We start from the raw sequence: 20900 nt of genomic DNA on the forward strand, positions 1-20900 counted from the left end.
ACGCGTGGAGAATAGAACTCCTGACGGGAATCGGTCCGGTCCATAGCTGAGCCTTGCAGAACGGCAGGCCACCGGCCGTACGACACTCCGACACTCGCCTAGGATGGGCTGCCATCTCCCCCCAAAGCCGAGTGATCCGTTGTCTGCCGGCCAACTGTCCAAAGTTCTTTGGACCATTTGCTGCAAGGATGGGGAGCCACGCTGGATCGGGTTCTGAATAGTCCAAAGTTCTTTGGACAATTCAGGCGAAGGCCGTGCCGAGGGGCCCCGTCGGCTCCAACGACTAAGGTGGGGGCGTGCCCCAGATAGAACCTGAACTGCCCAACGGCTATGCCGGTATCCTCGTTTCCCTCAAGGAACTCGTCAGCTCGGCACAGTTACGCGCTCAGCAGGCTGCAAGCAGTGCGATGGTTCAGATGTACTGGGAAATCGGGTCCACGATCCTCGAACGTCAGGCAGCCCAGCCTTGGGGAGGCAAGATACTGCAGCGATTGGCGACAGACTTGAAGTCAGCGTTTCCGCACATGCGTGGGTTCTCCCGTTCAAACCTCTTTTACATGCGGGCCTTCGCAGCAGCCTGGGACTTGTCCCATCCCGAGGACAAGGCTCGGGTTGGCGCCCTGCCCTGGGGCCACATCATCGAACTGCTCAAACTGAAAGACCCCGAGATTCGCAATTGGTACGCCGAACGAGCAGGCGATCACAACTGGAGGCTTGAAGTCCTTGAGCACCAGATCACCACAGGGCTGCATCGCAGGGCTGGTGCTGCACCAAACAACCTTGAAGAACGCCTGTCCGAGGACGGGGCGGCCTTGGCCCGCAGTGTAGCCAAGGATCCTTTGGTCTTCGACTTCCTCGGTTTGACCAAGGAAGTCGAAGAACTGGCCATGGAAGAGGCCATGACTCAGCGGATGTCTCAGACTTTGGCTGAGTTCGGCCGAGGGTTCGCCTTCTATGGCCGGCAGTTCCACCTCGATGTAGAAGGTGAGGACTTCTACATCGACCTTCTCCTTGTACATGTACCGACCAACCGTTTTGTTGTCGTGGAACTCAAGTCCGGCAAGTTCAGACCCGAACATCTGGGCCAGCTGAACTTCTACGTCGCAGCGGTCGATGACCTCGTGAAGTTCCCCGGTATGGCTCCCACCGTGGGCATACTCGTTTGTGGCTCCAAACACGAGCCGACAGTCAGGTACGCACTGGACGGCTCCTCGCAGCCCGTCGCCGTCAGCTCATATACCTACGACTCTCTCCCTCCGGAAGAACGAGCAGCGCTGCCATCGCCGGAAGCGATCACTGCGGCGCTCGAACAGGGCACCATTGCTGATTCCGAGACCCGTAACTGAAAGATCTGCCGCGCACCTGCGTCGTGATGGGACGGCGCGGGGCAACTTCCAACCGAGGATCATGCCCCTACCATCGCCAGTGTCCCGGAGAGCCTGGCGACCGCTCCTCAGCGTCACTTGGGGCTAGTCAGCCAACGCAACGGACAAAAACTTGAAATGGGTAGCGGGGATACGCTCACGAAACATTGAACTGAACGACCCTGGCATCGGCGCTAACTATGTGGATCGCATAGGTATCGCAGAGGGCATCGCATTGGCGTATCGAAGGCGTATCGCATTATCTGATGCGAAACGGCAATCGGTACCCTGCTACTTCTGGAATGCGTTTTCGCGTTTTGTGGCATGATCATCTCTATGCACGAAGAGGACGAGGGAGCGTTGCCCCATGAAACGCGAACGGAAATGCTCCGTCTCGCAGCACGCGGATACACTCAGCTGCGGCACGTCCTGGTACAGCTGCCAGACGCAGACCAGCCGCGCGCTTCGACCATTGCACGCATGGTGACCCAACGCAAGCATCGTGCCCTCGTCCTATACATTTTGCTCCTCGCATGCTGGCCCTGGCTGTCTGAACGGCGAGAACCCCTTCAGGGTGGGGTCTGGATTCGTGCACTCACCACAACCAAAGGACTTACTTGGACAGCATCAACCCTGTCCCGAGCCTGGAACGACCTTGAAGGGCTCGGACTCATAGCGAGGAGCCGAGAAGACCGACTCCTGCGGGTAACCCCACGACGCGAAGACGGCGAAGCGGACTACGACGCCCCGGGGGGCCGAACTGACCGTTGGAACGCTTACTTCGTTCTTCCCGACGCTTTCTGGACCGAGGAATTCTTTGCGCGCCTCAGCCTGCCAGCCCTGGCTATGCTCCTCGTCGTGGCGAAAGAAACCAATGCAAAGCCGGAGGTCTGGCTAACCTACGAAAATGCTGAGAAGTGGTATGGGCTGAAACCACAAACAGCCAAGAAGGGGCTGAAGGATCTCGAAGACGAAGGGCTGCTCCACCGCCGGGTGGAAAAAATTAGGGCGCCCCTCTCCCCAACAGGATGGACCGTCCGGAACTGGTACTCCCTCACTGGGGACTTCGGACACCTCGCGCGAAGATCGTTGCAGAAGCACGCGGCCAGCGAAAGAAAGAACCGACTGGCAAAGAAATCCACCAAGACAACCCGCAAGGAGGCCTCGGGCCAATGACCATTTCGCGCCTCATCTACGTCGACGACTCGGGATCCGTCGACAGCAATCTCATCGTCTATGGCTGGATTCAATGCTCGCCCGAACGCTGGCGCTACGCCCTCCGCGCTATTCTGGAGATGCGCAAGGCCTTGTACCGAAATCACTCCGTGCCGCCATCGCAAGAGCTGCATGCCACGAAATTCATCAATGGACGTGACCGAATCAGTACCACGGCGGACAAGACGGAGTGGAAGACCCTGGGCCGCGAAGTTGCGATCCACTGCCTTGCAACTCTGGCGAACTGCGACGACATAAGGATTGGGTCCGTCTACCGAAGGACGACCTCAACAGGGAGCAAGTATCACCGGGAGCGCCAGGACGTGTATCAGAAGCTGCTGGCCAGCCTCAACGAACAGCACGCCACTGACGGAACTTACGCATTCATGAGCATGGATGGCAACGGCTCTGACCCAACGTATTACAACGCGCACCGAGCCCTGCCTCTGGACACACGGCACATCATTGAAGATCCGATGTTCCATGACTCGGGCAGGTCCCAATGGGTACAGATGGCGGATCTGGTGGCGTACACAGTCTTTTGCCATCTCCACCAACATCCGGGCAAGAAATTTGCCTGGAACTGGTACACGGAATATCTCTCGTCCAGGGACTGCCAAGGAGGGCCCCAATCCATCTAGCCCTTAAACAGCTAGACCCGCCGATCCACGTGTGTGGGGCGAGTCCGCATCCCAACTATACAACGGACTTTTCGAAAGCGTAAACCGGCTGACGGCCAGCCAATCCTGAAGCCGGCTTGAGGCGCCGTCAACAGCGACGCTGGCTGGTCCGATTCCTGCCGTATGCGAGCAAGGCGGGCGACACGCGTAAAAGTGTCGCTTTTTGCCATTTTTCTGAAGTGTTCGAGTATCTTATGGAGTAAGGACAAAAGGAGAAGATGTGAAGAACTCGCATGAAACGCAGTGGTGGCTGGAACGCTTCGGTGCCCTCGGCCGCTTCACGCAGGAGGCTATGCTCGAAGCACTGAACACTGCACACGACGAACACATGAACGCGCAGGCACAAATCAGCGCTGGGCATCGAAGAGTGTACGGTCCCGTGAACTTTTCGGCGCAGGACTTGTTCTACAAGGCCTTAGGCAAGCGCCCGGAGGTGTCCTTCATCCAGCCCAAACGTGGCGTTCGGAAACTGCCCGTCATTAACGGTCGAGCAGTTGTCTTTTGGCGTTACGCCAACAAGGACGGGGTCGACATCCTGTTGAAGAAGTTTGCCACTTCTGACGCGCGCATCGCAGCTTTCAATATGGCAGTCGCTGCCCAGCAGGAGGTTATGGCACTGGACATCGACGAGCAGTTGCAGCTCACAGGAGCAGACCGTGCCTTCCTTGAACAGGTGGAAGACGCTGCCAGTGCTGGGGACAGCGAAGTCTATCCGGTGACCGTGGTGGCCTATTCGAGCAATGTGGCAGGACTGTACGAGATACTTTGTGCCGACGCCCAGTTGAATGCTGATGGGACTTTGAAACTGACGGACATTCATACTTTGTCGACTGCCAGGCGTGAGCCGGCTAGTGTTGCCCCCCATACGGAAGTCAAACGATTCGATAAGGCTCCACGGAAACAGTTCGACCTGAAACCGAAGACTGGAAATGAAGGATAGCTCAGGTCGCCAGCTCGAGCTTTTCTCCGATGACGTCCTCATGTCAGCCCGTGCGGTACACGACGATTTCGAACCGCTTCGGCTGGGTCAGGCACGTCGCCTAGCTGGCCTAACGAAGCAGGCATTAGGAGAAGCTGTCGGAGTTTCAGGGGCAGCCATAGGCCAGTACGAAGCCGCAGTAATGGTGCCCGGACCCACCGTAATTGCTGCCTTGGCCCGGGAATTGAACGTGCCGGTGGCCTTCTTCACACCTGGTCGCCCAATCGGACAAGTTGATGCATCCCAAGCGCATTTCAGAAGTTTGCGCGCAACACGATCGTCTGAGAAGTTGAAAGCCGCCACCTATGTCGAGTGGTTGTGGGAGCTTTCCCTGGCAATTGAAAAGCGGGTTTTACTTCCAGAAGCCAATGTTCCCTCACTTGATGACAGCTCCTCATCAATGACACCCGCTGAGGCAGCCCAGGCGCTGCGTGACTACTGGGAGCTGGGGACCGGCCCCCTCCCGCACCTAACACTCACAATGGAGCACAACGGGATCTTGGTTTCTTGTCTTGCGTTTGCTGGTGGGCGCCAGACGTCCGTGAGGGTGGATGCATTCTCTACGTCGGCGCTCGAACGTCCCGTGGTGGTCACGACAACTGAGCGAGCCAAGTCTGTCTATCGGCATCGCTTCACGTGTGCTCACGAGCTCGGTCATCTTGTCTTACACCGTGATGTCGTACCAGGGGATCCCCGGCAAGAACGTGAGGCAGACATGTTTGCTGCTGAGTTTCTGACACCGCTGTCCGAGATTGAACCCCTATTGCCAACCACGATGAACCTGGCACGCTTGGGCCGCCTTGGATTGGAGTGGGGTGTATCTACGGAGTCACTGGTCCGTCGTATGCAGGAAGTGAGAGGCGTAGCTGATGTTTCAGTGCGTCGCGCCTACCAGAAAATTCGTGAGCAAAATCGGCTGGGGATACGCCATGATCCAGCAACTGCCGATTCTCCGGGAGAACAACCTTCCCTGCTGATGGAGGCCATGGGCGTGGCTGAGCGAAACGGCTTTTCGATTGTCGACCTAGCCAATGAGCTCCGTTGGCCACTTGAGCGAGTTCGTGAGCTAGTCGGCATCCGTGAGACCCGGCCTCGACTACGATTGGTGGGCGGCTGAGGCAGTATGCGGTTGCTACGGTTCGCCACTGTAGATTGCACGCTGACAGGCTCGATGGTTGCGGTCGGTACCGCAGTTAGTGCGGTTAACGGGCTACGTCGTTATCGAGCTCAAGACCGGCAAATTCCAGCCCGAATACGCCGGGAAACTTAACTTCTATGTCGCGATTGTTGATGACGTCCTGCGGCGCGATCACCACAACGAAACGATTGGCATCCTCATCTGCGGCACTAAAAACGACCGCAGCGTCCGCTATAGCCTCGGACGCTCTACCTCTCCGATGGCCGTGGCCGCCTATACCTATGACAAACTCCCGCCGGCCGAACAAAGGGCACTTCCCAGCGAGGGGCATCTCGTCGCCGCCCTGGAATGGGCCGAGCCGGACTTGCCGATCAGCGAAGGTGACCGGTAACGCGTCCAGACCACCGCCGGCCCCAACTCCGACCCGCTGCTGGATGGGCTCCCGCATTGGATGATGGGTGAATTGTCCAAAGTTCTCTGGATAATTTGGCGTGGAGGCGTGCAGCTATAATCCGGCAGCTTGCTTGCCGGATCGATGAAGCAGCGGGCAAACATACCCCGGTGTAGAACTGCATGGATTCGGCCTGGCCGCGGCTGGAATCCTTGTGCGACGGGTCCTGTGAGTTGGGTGAGTTTGACTGCGACGGCACTCGAGGAAGGGGACAGTCCCGCCATAACTGGCCACTCATCGCATGGATGAGGGGTTCGGTCCCTAGCCGTTCCCCTCATGGCTGGCAGGCAGCGCCGGCACGGAAACCGGCAAGGATCGTTGCCGCGTCGGCCGCCAACGTATCGACCGCGTTGTCAGTACGTTGAGTCTGTCGCCGGACTGATGGGAGGTTGCCGCCGGCGGCCGGGGACGGCAGGACCTGGCAACGGTCTTGGGTGTCTTTGGCGCCGACCGTGTTGGCGGCGACCGGTCGTGGAGTGCCTGGGACAGGCCATGCCTTGGGGCTGGGGCCGATACGGCTTATGACAAGGGCACACCATCTCAGGTACCGCGGGCCGGGAAGCATTTCAAAATCCGAGATGCCTCGTTATGGTTTGACCGATCCGGGGACTCGGCGCCTACACCCCGGCTCGTCCGTTCGCGGATGCGAGGTGCACGCTACACGGGAAAGGCGCGCCCCGTTCGCTGAGCGCGCCCTTCACTTTTTCCCATTCCCCAACAGTCGATCCCCTTCGACTGACATTATGCTAAGCAGGCTTACCATGTCTGCGCAAGCTTTTCTGTAGACGAGGATTATCGGGCGGATCCGGCGCTAAGGATCATGTCGGTCCTGGTGCGGGGCGGAGCTCCTGGTGGCTGCGCCATGCCTGCTCGCCGTCGTCGTACTCCACCGTCCACTCATCGACGCCGACCCGCTCGACGATAAGGGCGCGGTCCCAGCCGGAATTGTCGTTCCTCAGTACCTCGACGGGAGTCTCGTCAGGGAAGGGGTTGTGGATGCCCAGGTACTCCTGGATGGTTTCGTCGATGGGCGTGGGGTCGCCCTCCGGGGCGGCGTTGACCCATTGTTCCAAGGGATCGGTCCGCGCCCAGTCCGCGGCGAGGCCCACGACGTAGTTTTCCTCGGCGCCGTTCATGACAGCCCGGCACGAAGCGGTGAGTCCTGCGGTTCTGTAGCCATGGTGACACCCTACGTGCCCCGCATGACATTTCCAGCGACGCCGTATCGGGGACAGCTGGCCGGGCGGATCCGAGCCCCATTCATTCATTGAAACGTCACTAAGGATGGATTTCTCTCATCCCGTTGCGGTGAGTCCCTGCCCTACGGCGCTCTTCCGCCGGAGGAACGGGCTGCACTGCCATAGCCCGAGGCGATAACGACCGCGCTTAAGCAGGGAGCAGTGCGCGGCTTCAGCGCGAGACTGAAAACCCGGTGCCCAGAATTCCGGCGAGGTTTACGTTCTGGCGGACGGGGGTAGCGCATCGCTCACGGAAGTCCCGGAAGAAAGTGCTCCCGAGTTTGACTTCCGGAGGTGGATCTATTCCTGAATAGATTTCTAGGGCGCGGTCATAGGTGCGCTGCAGAAATAAAAAGCAGGGCCGGAATTTAGCACTCAATTCCGGCCCTGCTTTTGTGTTTGTGCCACTTTTAGTGGGCGGCTTCGTACTTCTCTACTACTTCCGCTTGGATCCGTCCGCGGGTGTTGACCTGGATGCCATTGTCAGCGGCCCACATCCGTACCGCTTTCGCGTCAGGTCCCCCGTGGGAGGCCTTGGTACGGGCTGCCGGACGGCCGCGCCCGCCGGAGACTTTCCGGCCAGCGGCGGTGAAGCGGGTCAGGGCTTCACGCAACTCACTGGCGTGTCCCTCGTTGAGATCAATTTCGTATTCACTGCCGTCGAGAGCGAAAGATATCGTTTCCTGAGCTTCGGAGCCGTCAATATCATCTTCCAGCAGCACGACTGTCTTTTTTGCCATAAAACAAGACTATCAGGGTGCTGACTATGCGGCGTCACCCACGTAAGGAATAGTCTTCCGGGCTAAGAGGGCAGACGACGATCATGCTTGCCTTTTGAAATTCAGTGGCCAATAAGAAGAAAGGGGAACCTGTCGTGACGGTGCCGGGAAAGCGAAAAGACCGGTCATGCCATCCCAATTCTGGACGGTGCGAGGACTGGGACACGGCAGCCATCGATCACCACCCTTGGCAGCGCCAGGAATGGACTCCCGTCAGGATTGTCCCCGGCTGTGACAGCGATCCAACCCCGGGCTGTTCCTGGGCGATGGCGCCATCACCTGTTGCACGGTACGCCGGCCGGCGACGGTATTCCTTGCCGGAGATAGGCTTGAATCATGACGTTGGGGGACGCGGCGGAGCCGCTTGTGCACATTCAGGACTTCCGGATGGACTTCGGGGACACCACGGTCATCCGGGACCTCTCGTTCGACGTGAACGCGGGGGAGACCTTCGGGTTCCTGGGGTCCAACGGGTCGGGGAAGACCACCACGTTGCGGGCGCTGCTGGGCATCTACCAGCCCACCGCCGGGACCTTGCACATCGGCGGGAAGGTCTTCGAACCCCGGGACGGGGCACGCCTGGGCTACCTGCCGGAGGAACGCGGCCTGTACAAGAAGGAACCCGTCCTGGACGTGATGACCTACTTCGGCCGGCTCAAAGGCCTGACCAAGACCGCGGCCCGGTCCTGGTCTGAGTCCTACCTGGAGCGGGTGGGCATCCCGGAGAAGGCCAAGACCCGGCTGGACAAGCTCTCCGGCGGCCAGCAGCAGAAAGTCCAGCTCGGGGTGACCATCATGAACAACCCGGAACTGCTGATTCTGGATGAGCCGACGAAGGGTTTTGACCCGGTGAACCGGCGGCTGCTGATGGACATCATCGAAGAGCACAAGCTGGCCGGGGCGACCGTCATCATGGTCACCCACCAGATGGAAGAGGTCGAACGGCTCTGCGACCGGGTGATCCTGCTCAAGGACGGGGTCTCCCGCGCCTACGGAACCGTCGAGGAAGTCCAGGAGGAGTTCGGCGGCACCGTCTACCGGGTCACCTATGACGGGGTCCTGCCCGAATCGGACCTGTACGAGATCATCTCCGCCAACGACGGGCGGGCCGAACTGGCGCCAGGGCAGGGCGCCTCCGAGGAAAAGGTCCTGCGCGAGCTCGTGGAAACCGGTGTGGGCCTGCGGTCCTTCACCCCGGCACGGATCTCCCTGGATGAAATCTTCATCAAGGTCTACGGCGAACAGCACGAACTGGCGGAGGCACAGTGATGGCATTGGCACGACACAACCTCGGCACGGTCGTCGCGTTCGAATTCGTCCGCACGATCAAGAAGCGCGGCTTCGCCATCGCGACCCTGGCGATCCCGCTCCTCCTGATCGTCGTTTTCGCCCTGGTCTTCGCCTCCAACACCAGCTCCAAGGACAGCGCCGCCGCGCAGAAGAACGCCAAGTTCTCCTTCAGCTACACGGACGCCTCCGGCATCATCCCAGAGGCCGGCGCGCAGGCGGCGGGCGGAACCGTGGCAGCCGACCCGGACGCGGCCGTTGCCGCCGTGAAGAACGGCAGCTCCGAAGCATATTTCGACTATCCGGCCGACCCAACCAAGGAACCGGTCAAGGTCTACGGGGCCGACAAGGGCATGTTCGAGAACGGCAAATACGAGGCCGTCGCCAAGCAGCTACTGGAAGCCTCGGCCCAGTACCAGGTCAAAAACCCGGCCCTGACCGCGGCCCTGACCGGGGCCGTGAAGTTCGACTCCGAGACCTACCGGGACGGCAAAGTCGGCGCCGGCGTCGGGGGAGTGATCCCGCCCCTGCTGTTCCTCGTCGTCTTCTACATCTCGATGATCCTGCTCTCAAACCAGATGCTGAACTCCACCCTGGAAGAAAAAGAGAACCGGGTCACGGAGATGATCCTGACCACCCTGAACCCGACCACCCTGATCACCGGGAAGATCATTTCCCTGTTCATGGTCGGGCTCGTGCAGATCCTGGTGTTCCTCGCCCCGGTCGGGCTGGCCTACCTGTTCTTCCGCGACCGCCTGGCCCTGCCCGACCTGGACCTGTCCTCCCTGGCCTTCGAACCCGGGCCCATGATTACCGGCGCCTTGCTGCTCATCGGTGGGTTCACCGTCTTCACCGGCACCCTCGTGGCCATCGGCGCGATCATGCCCACCGCCAAAGAGGCAGGCACGATCTTCGGGCCTCTGATGGCCATGATGTTCATCCCCTTCTACACATTCAGCATGGTCATTTCCAATCCTGAAGCACTCATCGTGCAGATCTTCACCTACTTCCCGCTCACAGCCCCGGTCACCGCACTGCTAAGGAATGCCTTCGGTACCCTCACCCCGGTCGAGGCCGGCATCGTCATCGTCGAACTCTTCGTCGTCGGCATCGCCATCCTGCGCCTGGCCGTCCACCTTTTCCGGTACGGGTCCATCGAATACGGCCGCAAACTCTCAATCGCCGGCACCTTCCGCAGAACTGAACTCGCCACTAAATAAGTCCGTTCCTGATCCCTCCCGTGCTCTCCGGGTCCTTTGGCTGGTGCATGTTGGCTTGGACGCTGTCGACTACGGGGCCTATCGGTTCACACGGCTGGATGCCCTGATGAGAGTGGATTCAGCTTTACAGATGCGCTGTTATCGGCATTTGACGGCTTGCTCGTCCCGAACGAGGGGGCATCTCGTAGCCGCTTTGGAATGGGTAGAAACGGACACCGAAGGAGCCGCATGCGGTGAGTAAAGGGGCGGCCGGCCCAAAGAACTCTGGACAACTCAAGACAATGCGCGGCAAACCCAACTCCTACGTCGCCTTGGTCGATGACGTCCTAGTCAGGGACCTCCAGAACGAAACCGTCGTCCTTACTTGTGTGGCACTAAGAACGACCGCAGCGTCTCGTACTGTCAGCGTCGGCCGACCGACATAGCGGATGGCAGTGGCGGCCTAAGCTGGGACAAGCTCCGCGCCTATGAACAAACTGCCCTGCCCGACGAGGGTCATCAAGTAGCCGCCCTGCAACGGGTAGAACGAGCTTCCTCACGCCGACTCACAATCGCCGCTCTGGCTTCGATCGAGCTCACCCCATAGCCCTAACAAAGGCGCCAACGGTTTCATCGGGCTTGGAGTTCCAGGTCGAGGGGAATGAACCTCTGGGAAAATCACCTGCAGAAAAAGACGCATACATGACAGTGCTGCACTTGCGCGTTCCCATCCAGCACTGGGGATAGGGTTAATCCATCAGTCTGCTTCCGTTGAAGCCCGTTGCTCATGACAGAAGGCCAAAATTTGATACTCAGCTACGAGACGAACGAGCTGCAACGAACGTGTCTAGAGCCTGAGTATGCGATTCGAAAGTTGGGAGTTGAGTTGACGCGTTCACTTCAAGTCCGTCTGGCCGACCTTGATGCTGCGGATCACCTGGTCGACGTACCTCTTGGGATTGACCTCAGCGTATCCACCCTTAGCTGCATACCCGTCCACCTTCTAGACCGTCACTACGTCATGGCACGAGCAAATCATGTAACTGTGTGGGGGCCCTCATCAAAACCCGCTTGGGACAGAATCAGCAGGCTACAGTTGACTCACTTTCAGGAGATTCCGAAATGACAGCTACCGAAGAATTTGTTCCGCGATGGGCAAGCTCTCCTGGCGACACCATTAGTGATCTCCTGACTACCAAGGAGATAAGCTCCGAGGATGTCGCAAAGGCCTGTGGCTTAGACATGGAAGAGTTCGACAATTTACTTCGTGGTTCGCGCCCTGTTACGAAGTCCATAGCCCATTCTTTGTCTACATGCTTAGGCGGAAGCGTTCCCTTCTGGCTACGGAGGGAAGAACGCTTCCGTGAGATGCAGGCAACGGTCGAGGCGGATCATTGGGCGCAATCCCTTCCCTTGAGCTCAATGAAGAAGCTTGCTTGGCTAGAGGTACCCAAAGATTGGCGGGACCGAATCGATGCATGCCTGAATTTTTTCGGAACTGACAGTCTAGACGCGTGGCGGAATGCCTACGCGGTGCAGCTCCAGGGTGTTCGTTTTAGAACTTCTTCAACATTTCCCAACCAGGTCCCAGCAGTCTCCGCTTGGCTGCGGGCGGGAGAGCTCGCCCACAAGGGGTTTGAAGGCGCCAAATTCGATGCCAGGGCATTTTCGGATGCGCTACCTAAAATCCGGGAGTTGACCAGAATGGCGGATCCGGAGGAGTTCCTTCCGCGTTTGAACTCTATAGCCCGCGAATGCGGCGTTTCATGCGTTATTGTTCCTGCTCCCGAAGGCTGCGCTGCTAGTGGCGCGAGCCGTATCTTGGCTGACGGGTCTGCGCTCATACAACTCAGTGGACGATATCTTGCCGATGATCAATTCTGGTTTTCCTTTTTCCATGAGGCCGGTCATCTCCTTTTGCACCAAGATGAGAACATTCACGTGGACGGTGACCCTGCGGCGTTCGAATCAAGTGAGGCAGAGTCACAGGCCAACACGTTTTCGGCTGATGTGTTATGGCCGATAGAGAGCCGGCCGCCAAGTATGGACCGGAAACCGACGCGTCGTGCGATCTTCAAAATGGCTTCAGAAGCAGGCACAAGTCCCGGGATAATCGTGGGCCAACTGCAAAACACCGGGATACTCGAACATCACGAGTGCAACTACATGAAGCGGCGATATGTGCGTGCCGGGGCAACGCTTCGACTGAAAAAGAAGAGTTGATCTATAAAACGAACTTTTTGAAAGTTCCGGGGCTCTTCTGCCAGTTACAAACCGCGTCTTCAATCACGTCGAAAGATACTCCTACAACGGACGAAAATTCCCGCAGGACGCGCTCTAGGTCCCTGGCACTGGTATTGGACTGCGGTCCACTAACCAGTAAACGCGCCCCCTGAAGCGGCCCAGTAGCATTTTGCAGGTAGGCGCATCCCGGTGCTACGTCAAGAAACTTCAATCTCGACAGAGTCATCAAGTAGTCAAACCTGGCGATTCGGCCAAAGTCCATGACGACACGCATTGCTTTATAGATCGCGTCAAACTTCTCTTCTGGAGAAGGGAGATGTGAGTACACGCCAAAGAGTTTGGCGTGGCTTCCATAGGCCATCACCCACTCGATATAGCTCTCGAAGACTGAAGCTGTTCCACGCGGACTTTCGTGGCTCAAGCTGGCATACTTACGGTGGTTACCGAAACCCCTGGGTTGGTCTCTCCGCAAGAGTTGCGCTTGGCTTTCACCCAGCCATAGGCGGAACTCAGGCGTGTTTGCCGAGATCTCATCCCAAGACCAAATTGGGTGAGTGTCCAAGCGGCCGTAGACTTCGCGAACGAAGCGCCATCCGGCGGTGGGATGTTTTCCAAAATGCACGAATTGAAAAACTAACCAGTAAGCTTCATCATGATTTCCCGCGTTCCAATGGTAGATAGCAGCCTTGAGCGGGTCGAAGTGTGTTAGATGTGGATCAATCGAATCCGATGGGAGGGAACGAGTCAGCATACGTTCGAAGTGGTGGTTTCTGCGTTCGCTGTCGATGAGTTGATTAATCAGAACTTCGCGCTCGGCGTCGCCTACGATGCCCGGCAATGGGACGTTTACCTTCTCAAAATCGCCTATCCGCTCAGCGAGCTCGTCAAATCTGCGCTGGTACCGCGGTCGTGCTGCCTCACCGACAAATGCCATGATTTTCCCTAATCCACTCTTCTTTGTCTATGCGCTCTAGTACGATTTCACGAAAATATTTGCTGTCTATCTCATCGGCAAGACCGATTATGTCGGACAGGCGCTTTTCAAGCAAAAGCTTTCGAGTACAGAGCAGCAGAGCCAGATCCCTCCAGTATCTCACCTTTGGAAGCTCAAGACTGGTCAGATCCAATCGTTCAGCAACTCTAATGGCTTCCTCAAGGCTCAGGAGATTGTTGATCTCTGACCAAGGGTCCCCCATAGGCATCGCTGGCATAGCGGCACCATCCTGCCATCCCTCGTCCATATAGGACTGTGCAGACTTTCGGTTTGTGCCGTACAGGTGCAAACTGCCTACTGAATGAAAGTAGCTGCCAATTTCGGCATCGATCGACCTTGCCACGATTTCTTGAAGCATTGTAAAAGCGAAAATATCGTGAGGAAGCCCCAAAAAGACGTCATTCGAACGCATGCTTGTCATCAGGATCAACTTGTCTTCACGGACCGCGAACTGCAACGCGAGCGTGCACGGAGCGTTTTCTGTATCCTGGTGGTCAAATAGTTGGATCACCGCATTGCGCGAGTCCTTATTAGACCTCAGTGTGTCTATGACATTCTTGAGCTGATTGACATGGTCGAAAGCAAAAAGGCGGGGACCGTAGGCGCCCGTTACATGACCTTCGATTGAAACACCCGTGCCCTTGTAGTAGTCGACGTAGTAGCCGATGTGGTCAACGTCGTCCGATCCTGACAAGTACCAGAGAAGCTCGCCCAGGGCGCTAAATACGCGCTGACGTGTCTGGCTCCTGCTGAGTCGGGCCCGAGGGTTCTTGAGTTCGAGGAGGAATCCGAAGACTTCTTGCGCGTCCCCCCTGGAAGGCGAAATGGCAGTGCCCTCTTCGAGAACGCGAGAAAATGCACAGCGCATAAGATTATCTATCGTTTCAGCTGCCAGGAATCGATCCACTATCTCCCCAATTGTCTATATTTGGGACATCCTACCTGCCGAACTGCCCCGAATCGTTTCGGGAGCGACATAGGACCCGCTCCGGCCGATCGCAGTATGACGTGTGGGGGTTATCTCAATGTTCGGGGGACCTAAATGAACGCTTACCCCTAGACATGGCACCTCCTGCCTGGCGGTTTTGTCGTTATCTAAAGTCGCATTGATACCGAAGTCAGCAGGATCGGGAGTCGGCGCGGTTTACTTAACAGTCTTTCGGTTCTCGTGTCAGGGGAGGCGGCGGGATTCCCCGGCTGATAGTGGTCTACTACGTCATGATCGAAGCAGGGCGCGTGGCCTTCACCCCGCTGTCAGCTTGGCATCTAAGGCTGTTCCTAGTAAGCGTCCGGCATGTGCTCCGGCGACCCTAGCCTGACAGCTTTTTACGGCCTTTCTGACGTCAGGTTGAGGTGTAGTCGAAGTAGACGCAATAATCTGCCGGCGGTTGGGAGCAGCAGCCGTTTGCGCACTGTGGACATTCAAGTGCGGGAAGGCTACCAAGGGCTTGACTCATGGCGAAAGAGGATGAATCAAGAACGATTCGAGGAGTTTTCGCGTGATTTGGGGCAGTGAGAAGGCGCCGGGTTGGTAGAGGCCTTGGACCTGCAGGCCGTCTGACAGCGCTACATATGCGCGCGCTGCTTCGATTGGTTCGATTCCAGGACGAAGTGCGCCTTCCTCCTGCGCATCCCTAAAGGCCCCTTCCACATGGCTGAGAATCGCCTCATACCGCCTGCCGAAGTATTCATTTGCTGGATGATCGCCTGCCGTCGCCTCTGCTGACATGATCGCGAAGAAGCGTGTAACGGAGGGGTTGGCTTGGTCGCGTTCAGCGACATCGATCAGGCCCTGCAGCAAGGCCAGTCCCTTGCCCCCCTCAAAAAACGTTTCCGCTTCAGCATCGCGCTGTTCAAAGACTGCTTCCAACAACAAGGTTTTGGTCGGGAAGTGGTGGTTCAAACCAGCGACACTCATGCCCGCCAGGGAGGCTATCTCGCCCAGGGAAGCGTTCAAAAAGCCTACTTTCGCGAAGATGACCGATGCGGCGTCAACGATCTGCTGCCGCCGTTGTGCAGTTTTCGCGTACTCCCCGCGCCGGGGCGTTTTGGTACTCATCCCCTGACAATATCAATTTTTCGACAAAAACCGGATGATCATCCGCTTTTTGTGTTACCGTCGATGTATCGGGCGTCACACCGATCACCTTCTTAACGTCGAAAGGACGTGCAATGAAGCACAACACAAGCAAGCTTTGGGCTGTGGGGGTGGGGCTTTCATGCGCTCTTGCCCTCTCTGCCTGCACCGGAGGAGCCGGCAGCGGGGGAGGTTCTGCAGAGCAGCAGACCACCCTCCGTTACGGGTCGGCGGCCGCGCTGAAGTCTTTTGCCCCGTGGGAAGCCCGCTGGGCGGGCGATGTCGCCTACCTTCAGCCGGTCTATGACACGCTTCTTCGGGAAGACCCGGACGGCAATATCAAGCCCGGCCTGGCGACTTCGTGGGAGTGGGACCAGACGCGGACCGAGCTCACCCTGAAATTGCGTGACGACGTGAAGTTCAGCGACGGCCAGGCCCTTACCGCTGACGTGGCCGCGGGGGACCTCACCCGGTTCCGTGATGGCACCAGCGACAACGCCTCATTCCTGCGTGCACTGAAGACGGCGCAGGCAACCGACGCGCATACTCTCGTCCTGACGCTGTCGGAGCCCGATCCGGCGTTCCTCGTTTACCTGTCGCAGAATGCCGGCATCATCGGAAGCCCTTCCATGTGGAACTCGCCTGACGCGAAGACATCTCCGGTCGGCTCGGGCCCGTATGAACTCAGCAAGGACGAGTCTGTCGTGGGATCGAAGTACGTCTTCAAAAAGAAGGCCGATTATTGGGATCCTGAGTCTGTCCGTTACGACCAGATCGAGGTGAACGTCTATCCCGATTCGACTGCCCTTGTCAATGCGCTCAAGAGTGGTCAGCTCGATGTGAGCGCATCAAACACGCCTACCCAGATCCCGGATGCGAAGGCTTCGGGTTACGAAGCCAACCTCACGGAGTTGAACTGGGCCGGGTTCCTGCTGGTTGACAGGGAGGGAAAGACAAATCCGGCCCTTGGCGACGTCCGTGTTCGCCAGGCCATTAACCACGCTCTTGACCGGAAGGGCCTGGTGCAGGCTCTCGCGGCCGGCTATGCCACCCCGACAACCCAGATTTTTTCCGCCGGCAGCGACGCCTATGTCGCTGACCTGGACAACCGCTACCCGTATGATCCCGACAAGGCCAAAAAGCTTCTTGCTGATGCGGGCTACCCGGATGGGTTCACCCTGGTGATGCCGCGGAACAACTTCGTGCCCGAATCCGAGTTCGCTGTCTACGCTGAGCAGCTCAATGCCGTCGGCATCAAGGTCCAGTGGGAGCAGACCGGAGATGATCTTTTCCCGAAGATGCTTGGCGGCACCTGGTCGGCGTTCCCGTTCCAGCTGCAGTCTGACCCGACGGCGTGGCAAACCCTGCAGTTCGCCGTACTGCCGTCGGCTACCTGGAACCCGTTCCACGTCACCAACCCCGAGTTGGCGGCGCTGGCCGCGAAACTGCAGACTGCAGAGGGCGAGGAAGCTACTGCTGTGGCGAAGCAGGTCAACGAATGGCTCGTGGACCAAGCATGGTTCGCACCGAGCTACCGTCTTCAGAGTGCATTCTTCAGCGATGCCGACACGAAAGTCGTGATGCAGAAGGACAACATCGCGCCGTATCTCTGGAACATCGAGCCCAAGAAATGATCGGTTGGGGCGGCGTGATTCACGCAGCCCCAACCCGGACGGGACCCTCATGATTGCTTTCATCCTTCGTCGGCTTGGAGCCGGCATCGTCACAGTCGCGACCCTCTGCGTACTTGCGTTCTTTCTGCTTTACGTGGGAGCGACGGACACTGCACGCAACATCGTTGGCCAGTCGGCGTCTGCCGAGATCGTAGCTCGGAAAGCCGCCGAGCTCGGCATCGACAAACCGCTGATCATACAGTTCGGTGATTGGCTGGGGCACGTTATGGCCGGCGATCTTGGCCGGTCGTGGTTCTCCGGGGAACCGGTAGTGCAAACGCTCGCGGTGCGGGTTCCGGTGACTCTTTCGATCACTATCGGCGCCACGCTGGTATCGGGGCTGCTGGCGGTCCTGCTGGGCGCCCTCGCAGCCGGACGGCGTGGCTGGCTCGACCGTACCATTCAGGTCGGGTCGGTTATCGCCGCTGCCGTGCCCGGGTTTCTCTTCGCCCTTGCCCTGGCCACGGTTTTCGGCCTGATGCTGCGATGGCTGCCGGCCACCGGCTACATCTCCGCTTCGAAGTCCATCACCGGTTGGTTGTCGACTGTGACCCTGCCGATCATCGCCCTTGCGATCGGGGCGACAGCCGGGGTGGCCCAGCAGGTCCGCGGCTCGATGATCGACGTGCTCAGAATGGACTACGTACGCACCCTTCGCTCCCGTGGCCTTCCCACGCGCAGGGTGGTCTACGGCCACGTCCTGCGGAACGCAGCAGGGCCAGCGCTTGGCGTTCTTGGGCTTCAGTTCGTGATTGTCTTCGGCGGCGCCGTGATCATCGAACAGGTCTTCTCGCTCCCAGGAATCGGACAGGCAGCAGTGAAGGCCACCACCCAGGGGGACCTTCCGGTCGTCATGGGCGTCGTCATCGTCACCGCCATCCTCGTTGTTCTCGTAAATCTCGCCATCGACCTACTGCAAGGCTGGCTCAACCCCAAGGTGCGACTCTCATGAGCGAAGTCGAAGCACAAGCTCTTCCCATCCCCAAAGAACCAGCGCCGCTGCGGCGCGGGCTCTTCAGCAGGCTCATGGGTAACCCCATCGGCATGATCGCCATCGCCTATCTGGCACTGCTGGCGCTGGTCGCAATCGTGGGTCCATTCCTGGTTCCTTTTGATCCCAACGATGCAAAATTATCCAACGTCCTCGCCGGCGCGGGTAACGGGCACTTCCTCGGCAGCGACAGTGCCGGCCGTGACGTGTTTTCACGCCTCATAGTTGCCAGTTCTGTCAGTCTTGCCGGGGCGCTGCTGACCGTGGTCATTGCTGCCCTCGTTGGCATCCCGGCGGGCCTGGTCGCCGGTTACTACGGTGGCTGGTTCGACACGGCCGCGGCCTGGGTTTCCGGACTCCTGATGGCTCTGCCGGCACTTGTTGTCCTGCTTGCTGTCCGGGCCGTGGTTGGCCCCTCCATGTGGCTGGTGATGGCAGTTCTCGGTGTGCTCATTTCGCCCTCGTTTTACCGCGTTGTTTCCGGCTCGGTGCGGGCCGTGCGCGAAGAACTCTATATTGACGCAGCGAAAGTCGCCGGCCTGAGTGATGCCCGGATTATCGGCCGCCACGTCCTCACAGCCGTCCGTGCCCCCGCTATCCTCCTGGTGGCCGGCATCTTCGCAGTCGGCGTCGGGATCCAGGCCATCCTGGACTTTCTTGGCCTTGGCGACCCTTCCCTGCCAACCTGGGGCGGAATGCTGGGGGAGGGTTTCTACAACATTTTCCGCGCCCCTTCGCTGATGCTCTGGCCCAGCCTGGCCATCGGCATAACTTGCATCGCGCTGACCCTGCTGGGTACGGCGCTGCGGGATGAACTCGAATTCACCGGGGACCGCGCATCCCGGGCCCGCGCTGCGTGGGAACAGCCCCAGCCGCGCCCGGCCGCACCGATCGTCCACGGGGATCCCGCCGCTGATCCGCCCCTGCTGAAAATCACCGACCTTGCCGTGGCGTACCCGTCAGAGAACCAATGGACGACGGTGGTTGATGGAGTCTCCCTCAGCATCGCTTCCGGCGAAGTCCACGCCCTTATAGGCGAGTCCGGTTCAGGTAAGACACAGACCGCATGGGCCACGTTGGGGCTCCTGCCGGAGGGCGGAAGCGTGGTGTCCGGGTCGATTCAGCTCGACGGGGAGGAACTAACGTCGAAGAGTGCTGAGGAGCTTGGGAAACTGCGGGGTCGGCGCATTGCCTACATCCCGCAGGAGCCTCTTTCCAATCTGGACCCGTCCTACACCATAGGCTTCCAGCTCATCGAGCCCATGCGGGTGGTCGGAGGGCTGTCCAAAGACCAGGCGCGGCGGCGGGCGCTGGAACTGCTGGATCGGGTAGGTATCGCCAACCCGGAACGAACGATGGACTCCTACCCGCACCAGATTTCCGGCGGAATGGCGCAACGAATCCTGATCGCCGGAGCGGTCTCCTGCAACCCGGCGTTGATCATTGCCGATGAACCCACCACGGCGCTTGACGTCACCGTCCAGGCGGAAGTGCTCGAGCTTCTGCGTGAGATCCAAACCGACCTGCAGGTCGCAGTCTTGCTGGTCACCCACAACTTCGGTGTGGTCGCGGACCTCGCCGACCGGGTCTCGGTCATGCGCGCCGGAACCGTTGTCGAGTCCGGAACGGTTGCCGACGTGTTCGCCAGCCCGAAGCATCCCTACACCCGGGGACTGTTCGAGGCAGTTCTTGATCACGCACCCACTCGCCAGCCCTGGTCATCGAAAACGGAGGCACGGCAATGAGTTTGCTGGATATTCAGGATGTCTCGGTCACATATCCCCGGCGTGGTTGGCGAAGGCCCCCTTTCCAGGCCTTGCATCGGGTATCACTTGACGTCCGTGAAGGTGAGACCGTCGGCTTGGTCGGTGAATCCGGTTCCGGAAAGTCGACGCTCGGACGGGCCCTCCTCGGACTTGCACCCGTCAGCGGAGGAAAGATCCTCTTCGACGGGCGTGACCTCGCCCAGGCCAGCGCTCAAGAACGCCGAAAGCTTGCATCAGGGATTCAGGTCGTTTTCCAGGACCCTTACTCCTCGCTCAGCCCGTCGCTGACAGTCGGTGAGACTCTTGCCGAGCCGTTGCGGGTGCGTAACGTCAGCCGGAGTGATGCAAATGCACGGATAGCGGAAGCGCTGGACCTTGTCCGGCTTCCGTTCAACGCGATCCAGCGGCTTCCACGCGAATTCTCCGGCGGGCAGCGACAACGCATCGCCATCGCGCGTGCACTCGTTCTTGAACCACGCCTCATCGTCTGCGACGAACCTGTCTCGGCCCTGGACCTGACGACACAAGCCCTGGTCCTTCAACTCTTTCTTGAAGTTCAGGAGCGCACCGGCGTTTCATACCTGTTCATTTCCCACGACTTATCGGTTGTCCGGGTCATGAGCCACCGCATTGCCGTCATGCGCGGCGGAAAAATTATCGAGAGCGGGACAGCCGGCGAAGTCTCCTCCAACCCCCGGCATCCGTATACGCAGCAACTCCTGCTCGCAGCGCCGGTAGCGGATCCAGCCCTTCAATCGGCACGCCGCGCCGCGTACTTTCAATCTCTGAACACCCGGCAATCCGCCGGAGAAATGATTTGACCCC

At 59.0% G+C, this 20900-nt stretch carries 17 protein-coding genes and 1 pseudogene; 13 read left to right on the forward strand and 5 right to left on the reverse strand.

What is annotated here, in order from left to right; translation table 11 throughout:
• The first annotated feature begins 296 nt into the window (after positions 1-296).
• The 6 genes and pseudogenes from LDO14_RS21125 to LDO14_RS21150 all read left to right on the forward strand — a co-directional run.
• Positions 297-1346, forward strand: coding sequence for a PDDEXK nuclease domain-containing protein (locus tag LDO14_RS21125; RefSeq protein ID WP_223995553.1), 1050 nt, complete (start codon positions 297-299; stop codon positions 1344-1346).
• 864 nt (positions 1347-2210) lie between these two features.
• Positions 2211-2540 carry a hypothetical protein gene (locus tag LDO14_RS21130; protein WP_223995554.1) on the forward strand — a complete coding sequence of 110 codons (330 nt, stop codon included), beginning with the start codon at positions 2211-2213 and terminating at the stop codon, positions 2538-2540.
• A complete protein-coding gene (locus tag LDO14_RS21135) occupies positions 2537-3220 on the forward strand; it encodes a DUF3800 domain-containing protein (RefSeq protein WP_223995555.1) in 684 nt (227 codons plus the stop codon). Before LDO14_RS21130 ends, LDO14_RS21135 begins: the two co-directional genes overlap by 4 nt.
• 259 nt (positions 3221-3479) lie before the next feature.
• Positions 3480-4199 carry a hypothetical protein gene (locus LDO14_RS21140; RefSeq protein ID WP_223995556.1) on the forward strand — a complete coding sequence of 240 codons (720 nt, stop codon included), beginning with the start codon at positions 3480-3482 and terminating at the stop codon, positions 4197-4199.
• The gene (locus LDO14_RS21145) at positions 4189-5355 is read left to right on the forward strand and encodes an XRE family transcriptional regulator (protein ID WP_223995557.1); all 1167 of its coding nucleotides are present in this window, start codon (positions 4189-4191) and stop codon (positions 5353-5355) included. Before LDO14_RS21140 ends, LDO14_RS21145 begins: the two co-directional genes overlap by 11 nt.
• A gap of 94 nt (positions 5356-5449) precedes the next feature.
• Positions 5450-5767, forward strand: a pseudogene (locus LDO14_RS21150) (PDDEXK nuclease domain-containing protein); the annotation flags it as partial.
• A gap of 878 nt (positions 5768-6645) precedes the next feature.
• Here LDO14_RS21150 and LDO14_RS21155 read toward each other — a convergent pair.
• Positions 6646-6963 (reverse strand): tudor domain-containing protein, encoded by a 318-nt coding sequence (locus tag LDO14_RS21155; RefSeq protein WP_223995410.1) that lies wholly within the window; start codon positions 6961-6963, stop codon positions 6646-6648.
• Between the two features lie 512 nt (positions 6964-7475).
• Positions 7476-7805 carry an Lsr2 family protein gene (locus tag LDO14_RS21160; protein WP_223995412.1) on the reverse strand — a complete coding sequence of 110 codons (330 nt, stop codon included), beginning with the start codon at positions 7803-7805 and terminating at the stop codon, positions 7476-7478.
• 375 nt (positions 7806-8180) lie between these two features.
• On the opposite strand from LDO14_RS21160, the gene LDO14_RS21165 reads away from it, so the two are divergent.
• From LDO14_RS21165 to LDO14_RS21175, 3 genes are all read left to right on the forward strand, one after another.
• Entirely contained in the window at positions 8181-9113 is a 933-nt protein-coding gene (locus LDO14_RS21165) for an ATP-binding cassette domain-containing protein (RefSeq protein ID WP_223995414.1), read from the forward strand.
• Positions 9113-10351, forward strand: a complete 1239-nt coding sequence (locus LDO14_RS21170) for an ABC transporter permease (protein WP_223995417.1) — start codon at positions 9113-9115, stop codon at positions 10349-10351. Before LDO14_RS21165 ends, LDO14_RS21170 begins: the two co-directional genes overlap by 1 nt.
• 1101 nt (positions 10352-11452) lie before the next feature.
• Positions 11453-12553 (forward strand): ImmA/IrrE family metallo-endopeptidase, encoded by a 1101-nt coding sequence (locus tag LDO14_RS21175; protein WP_223995419.1) that lies wholly within the window; start codon positions 11453-11455, stop codon positions 12551-12553.
• A gap of 1 nt (position 12554) precedes the next feature.
• On the opposite strand, the gene LDO14_RS21180 is transcribed toward LDO14_RS21175, so the two are convergent.
• The 3 genes from LDO14_RS21180 to LDO14_RS21190 form a co-directional block, all read right to left on the reverse strand.
• On the reverse strand, positions 12555-13508 hold the full coding sequence (locus LDO14_RS21180; RefSeq protein ID WP_223995421.1) for a hypothetical protein: 954 nt from the start codon (positions 13506-13508) through the stop codon (positions 12555-12557).
• A complete protein-coding gene (locus tag LDO14_RS21185) occupies positions 13492-14475 on the reverse strand; it encodes a thymidylate synthase (protein WP_223995423.1) in 984 nt (327 codons plus the stop codon). Before LDO14_RS21185 ends, LDO14_RS21180 begins: the two co-directional genes overlap by 17 nt.
• Before the next feature lie 546 nt (positions 14476-15021).
• Positions 15022-15627, reverse strand: a complete 606-nt coding sequence (locus LDO14_RS21190; protein WP_223995424.1) for a TetR/AcrR family transcriptional regulator — start codon at positions 15625-15627, stop codon at positions 15022-15024.
• Between the two features lie 113 nt (positions 15628-15740).
• On the opposite strand from LDO14_RS21190, the gene LDO14_RS21195 reads away from it, so the two are divergent.
• Genes LDO14_RS21195 through LDO14_RS21210 form a run of 4 tightly spaced genes read left to right on the forward strand, consistent with a single transcriptional unit; the run spans position 15741 to position 20896 of the window.
• A complete protein-coding gene (locus LDO14_RS21195) occupies positions 15741-17279 on the forward strand; it encodes an ABC transporter substrate-binding protein (protein ID WP_223995426.1) in 1539 nt (512 codons plus the stop codon).
• A 49-nt stretch (positions 17280-17328) separates the two neighbouring features.
• Positions 17329-18270 (forward strand): ABC transporter permease, encoded by a 942-nt coding sequence (locus LDO14_RS21200; RefSeq protein ID WP_223995429.1) that lies wholly within the window; start codon positions 17329-17331, stop codon positions 18268-18270.
• Positions 18267-20054, forward strand: a complete 1788-nt coding sequence (locus tag LDO14_RS21205; protein WP_223995431.1) for a dipeptide/oligopeptide/nickel ABC transporter permease/ATP-binding protein — start codon at positions 18267-18269, stop codon at positions 20052-20054. Before LDO14_RS21200 ends, LDO14_RS21205 begins: the two co-directional genes overlap by 4 nt.
• The gene (locus tag LDO14_RS21210) at positions 20051-20896 is read left to right on the forward strand and encodes an ATP-binding cassette domain-containing protein (RefSeq protein WP_223995439.1); all 846 of its coding nucleotides are present in this window, start codon (positions 20051-20053) and stop codon (positions 20894-20896) included. The genes LDO14_RS21205 and LDO14_RS21210 overlap by 4 nt, the downstream gene beginning before the upstream one ends.
• Positions 20897-20900: the final 4 nt, after the last annotated feature.

Origin of the sequence: Arthrobacter sp. NicSoilB11, assembly GCF_019977375.1 — a bacterium.
Classification (GTDB): domain Bacteria; phylum Actinomycetota; class Actinomycetes; order Actinomycetales; family Micrococcaceae; genus Arthrobacter.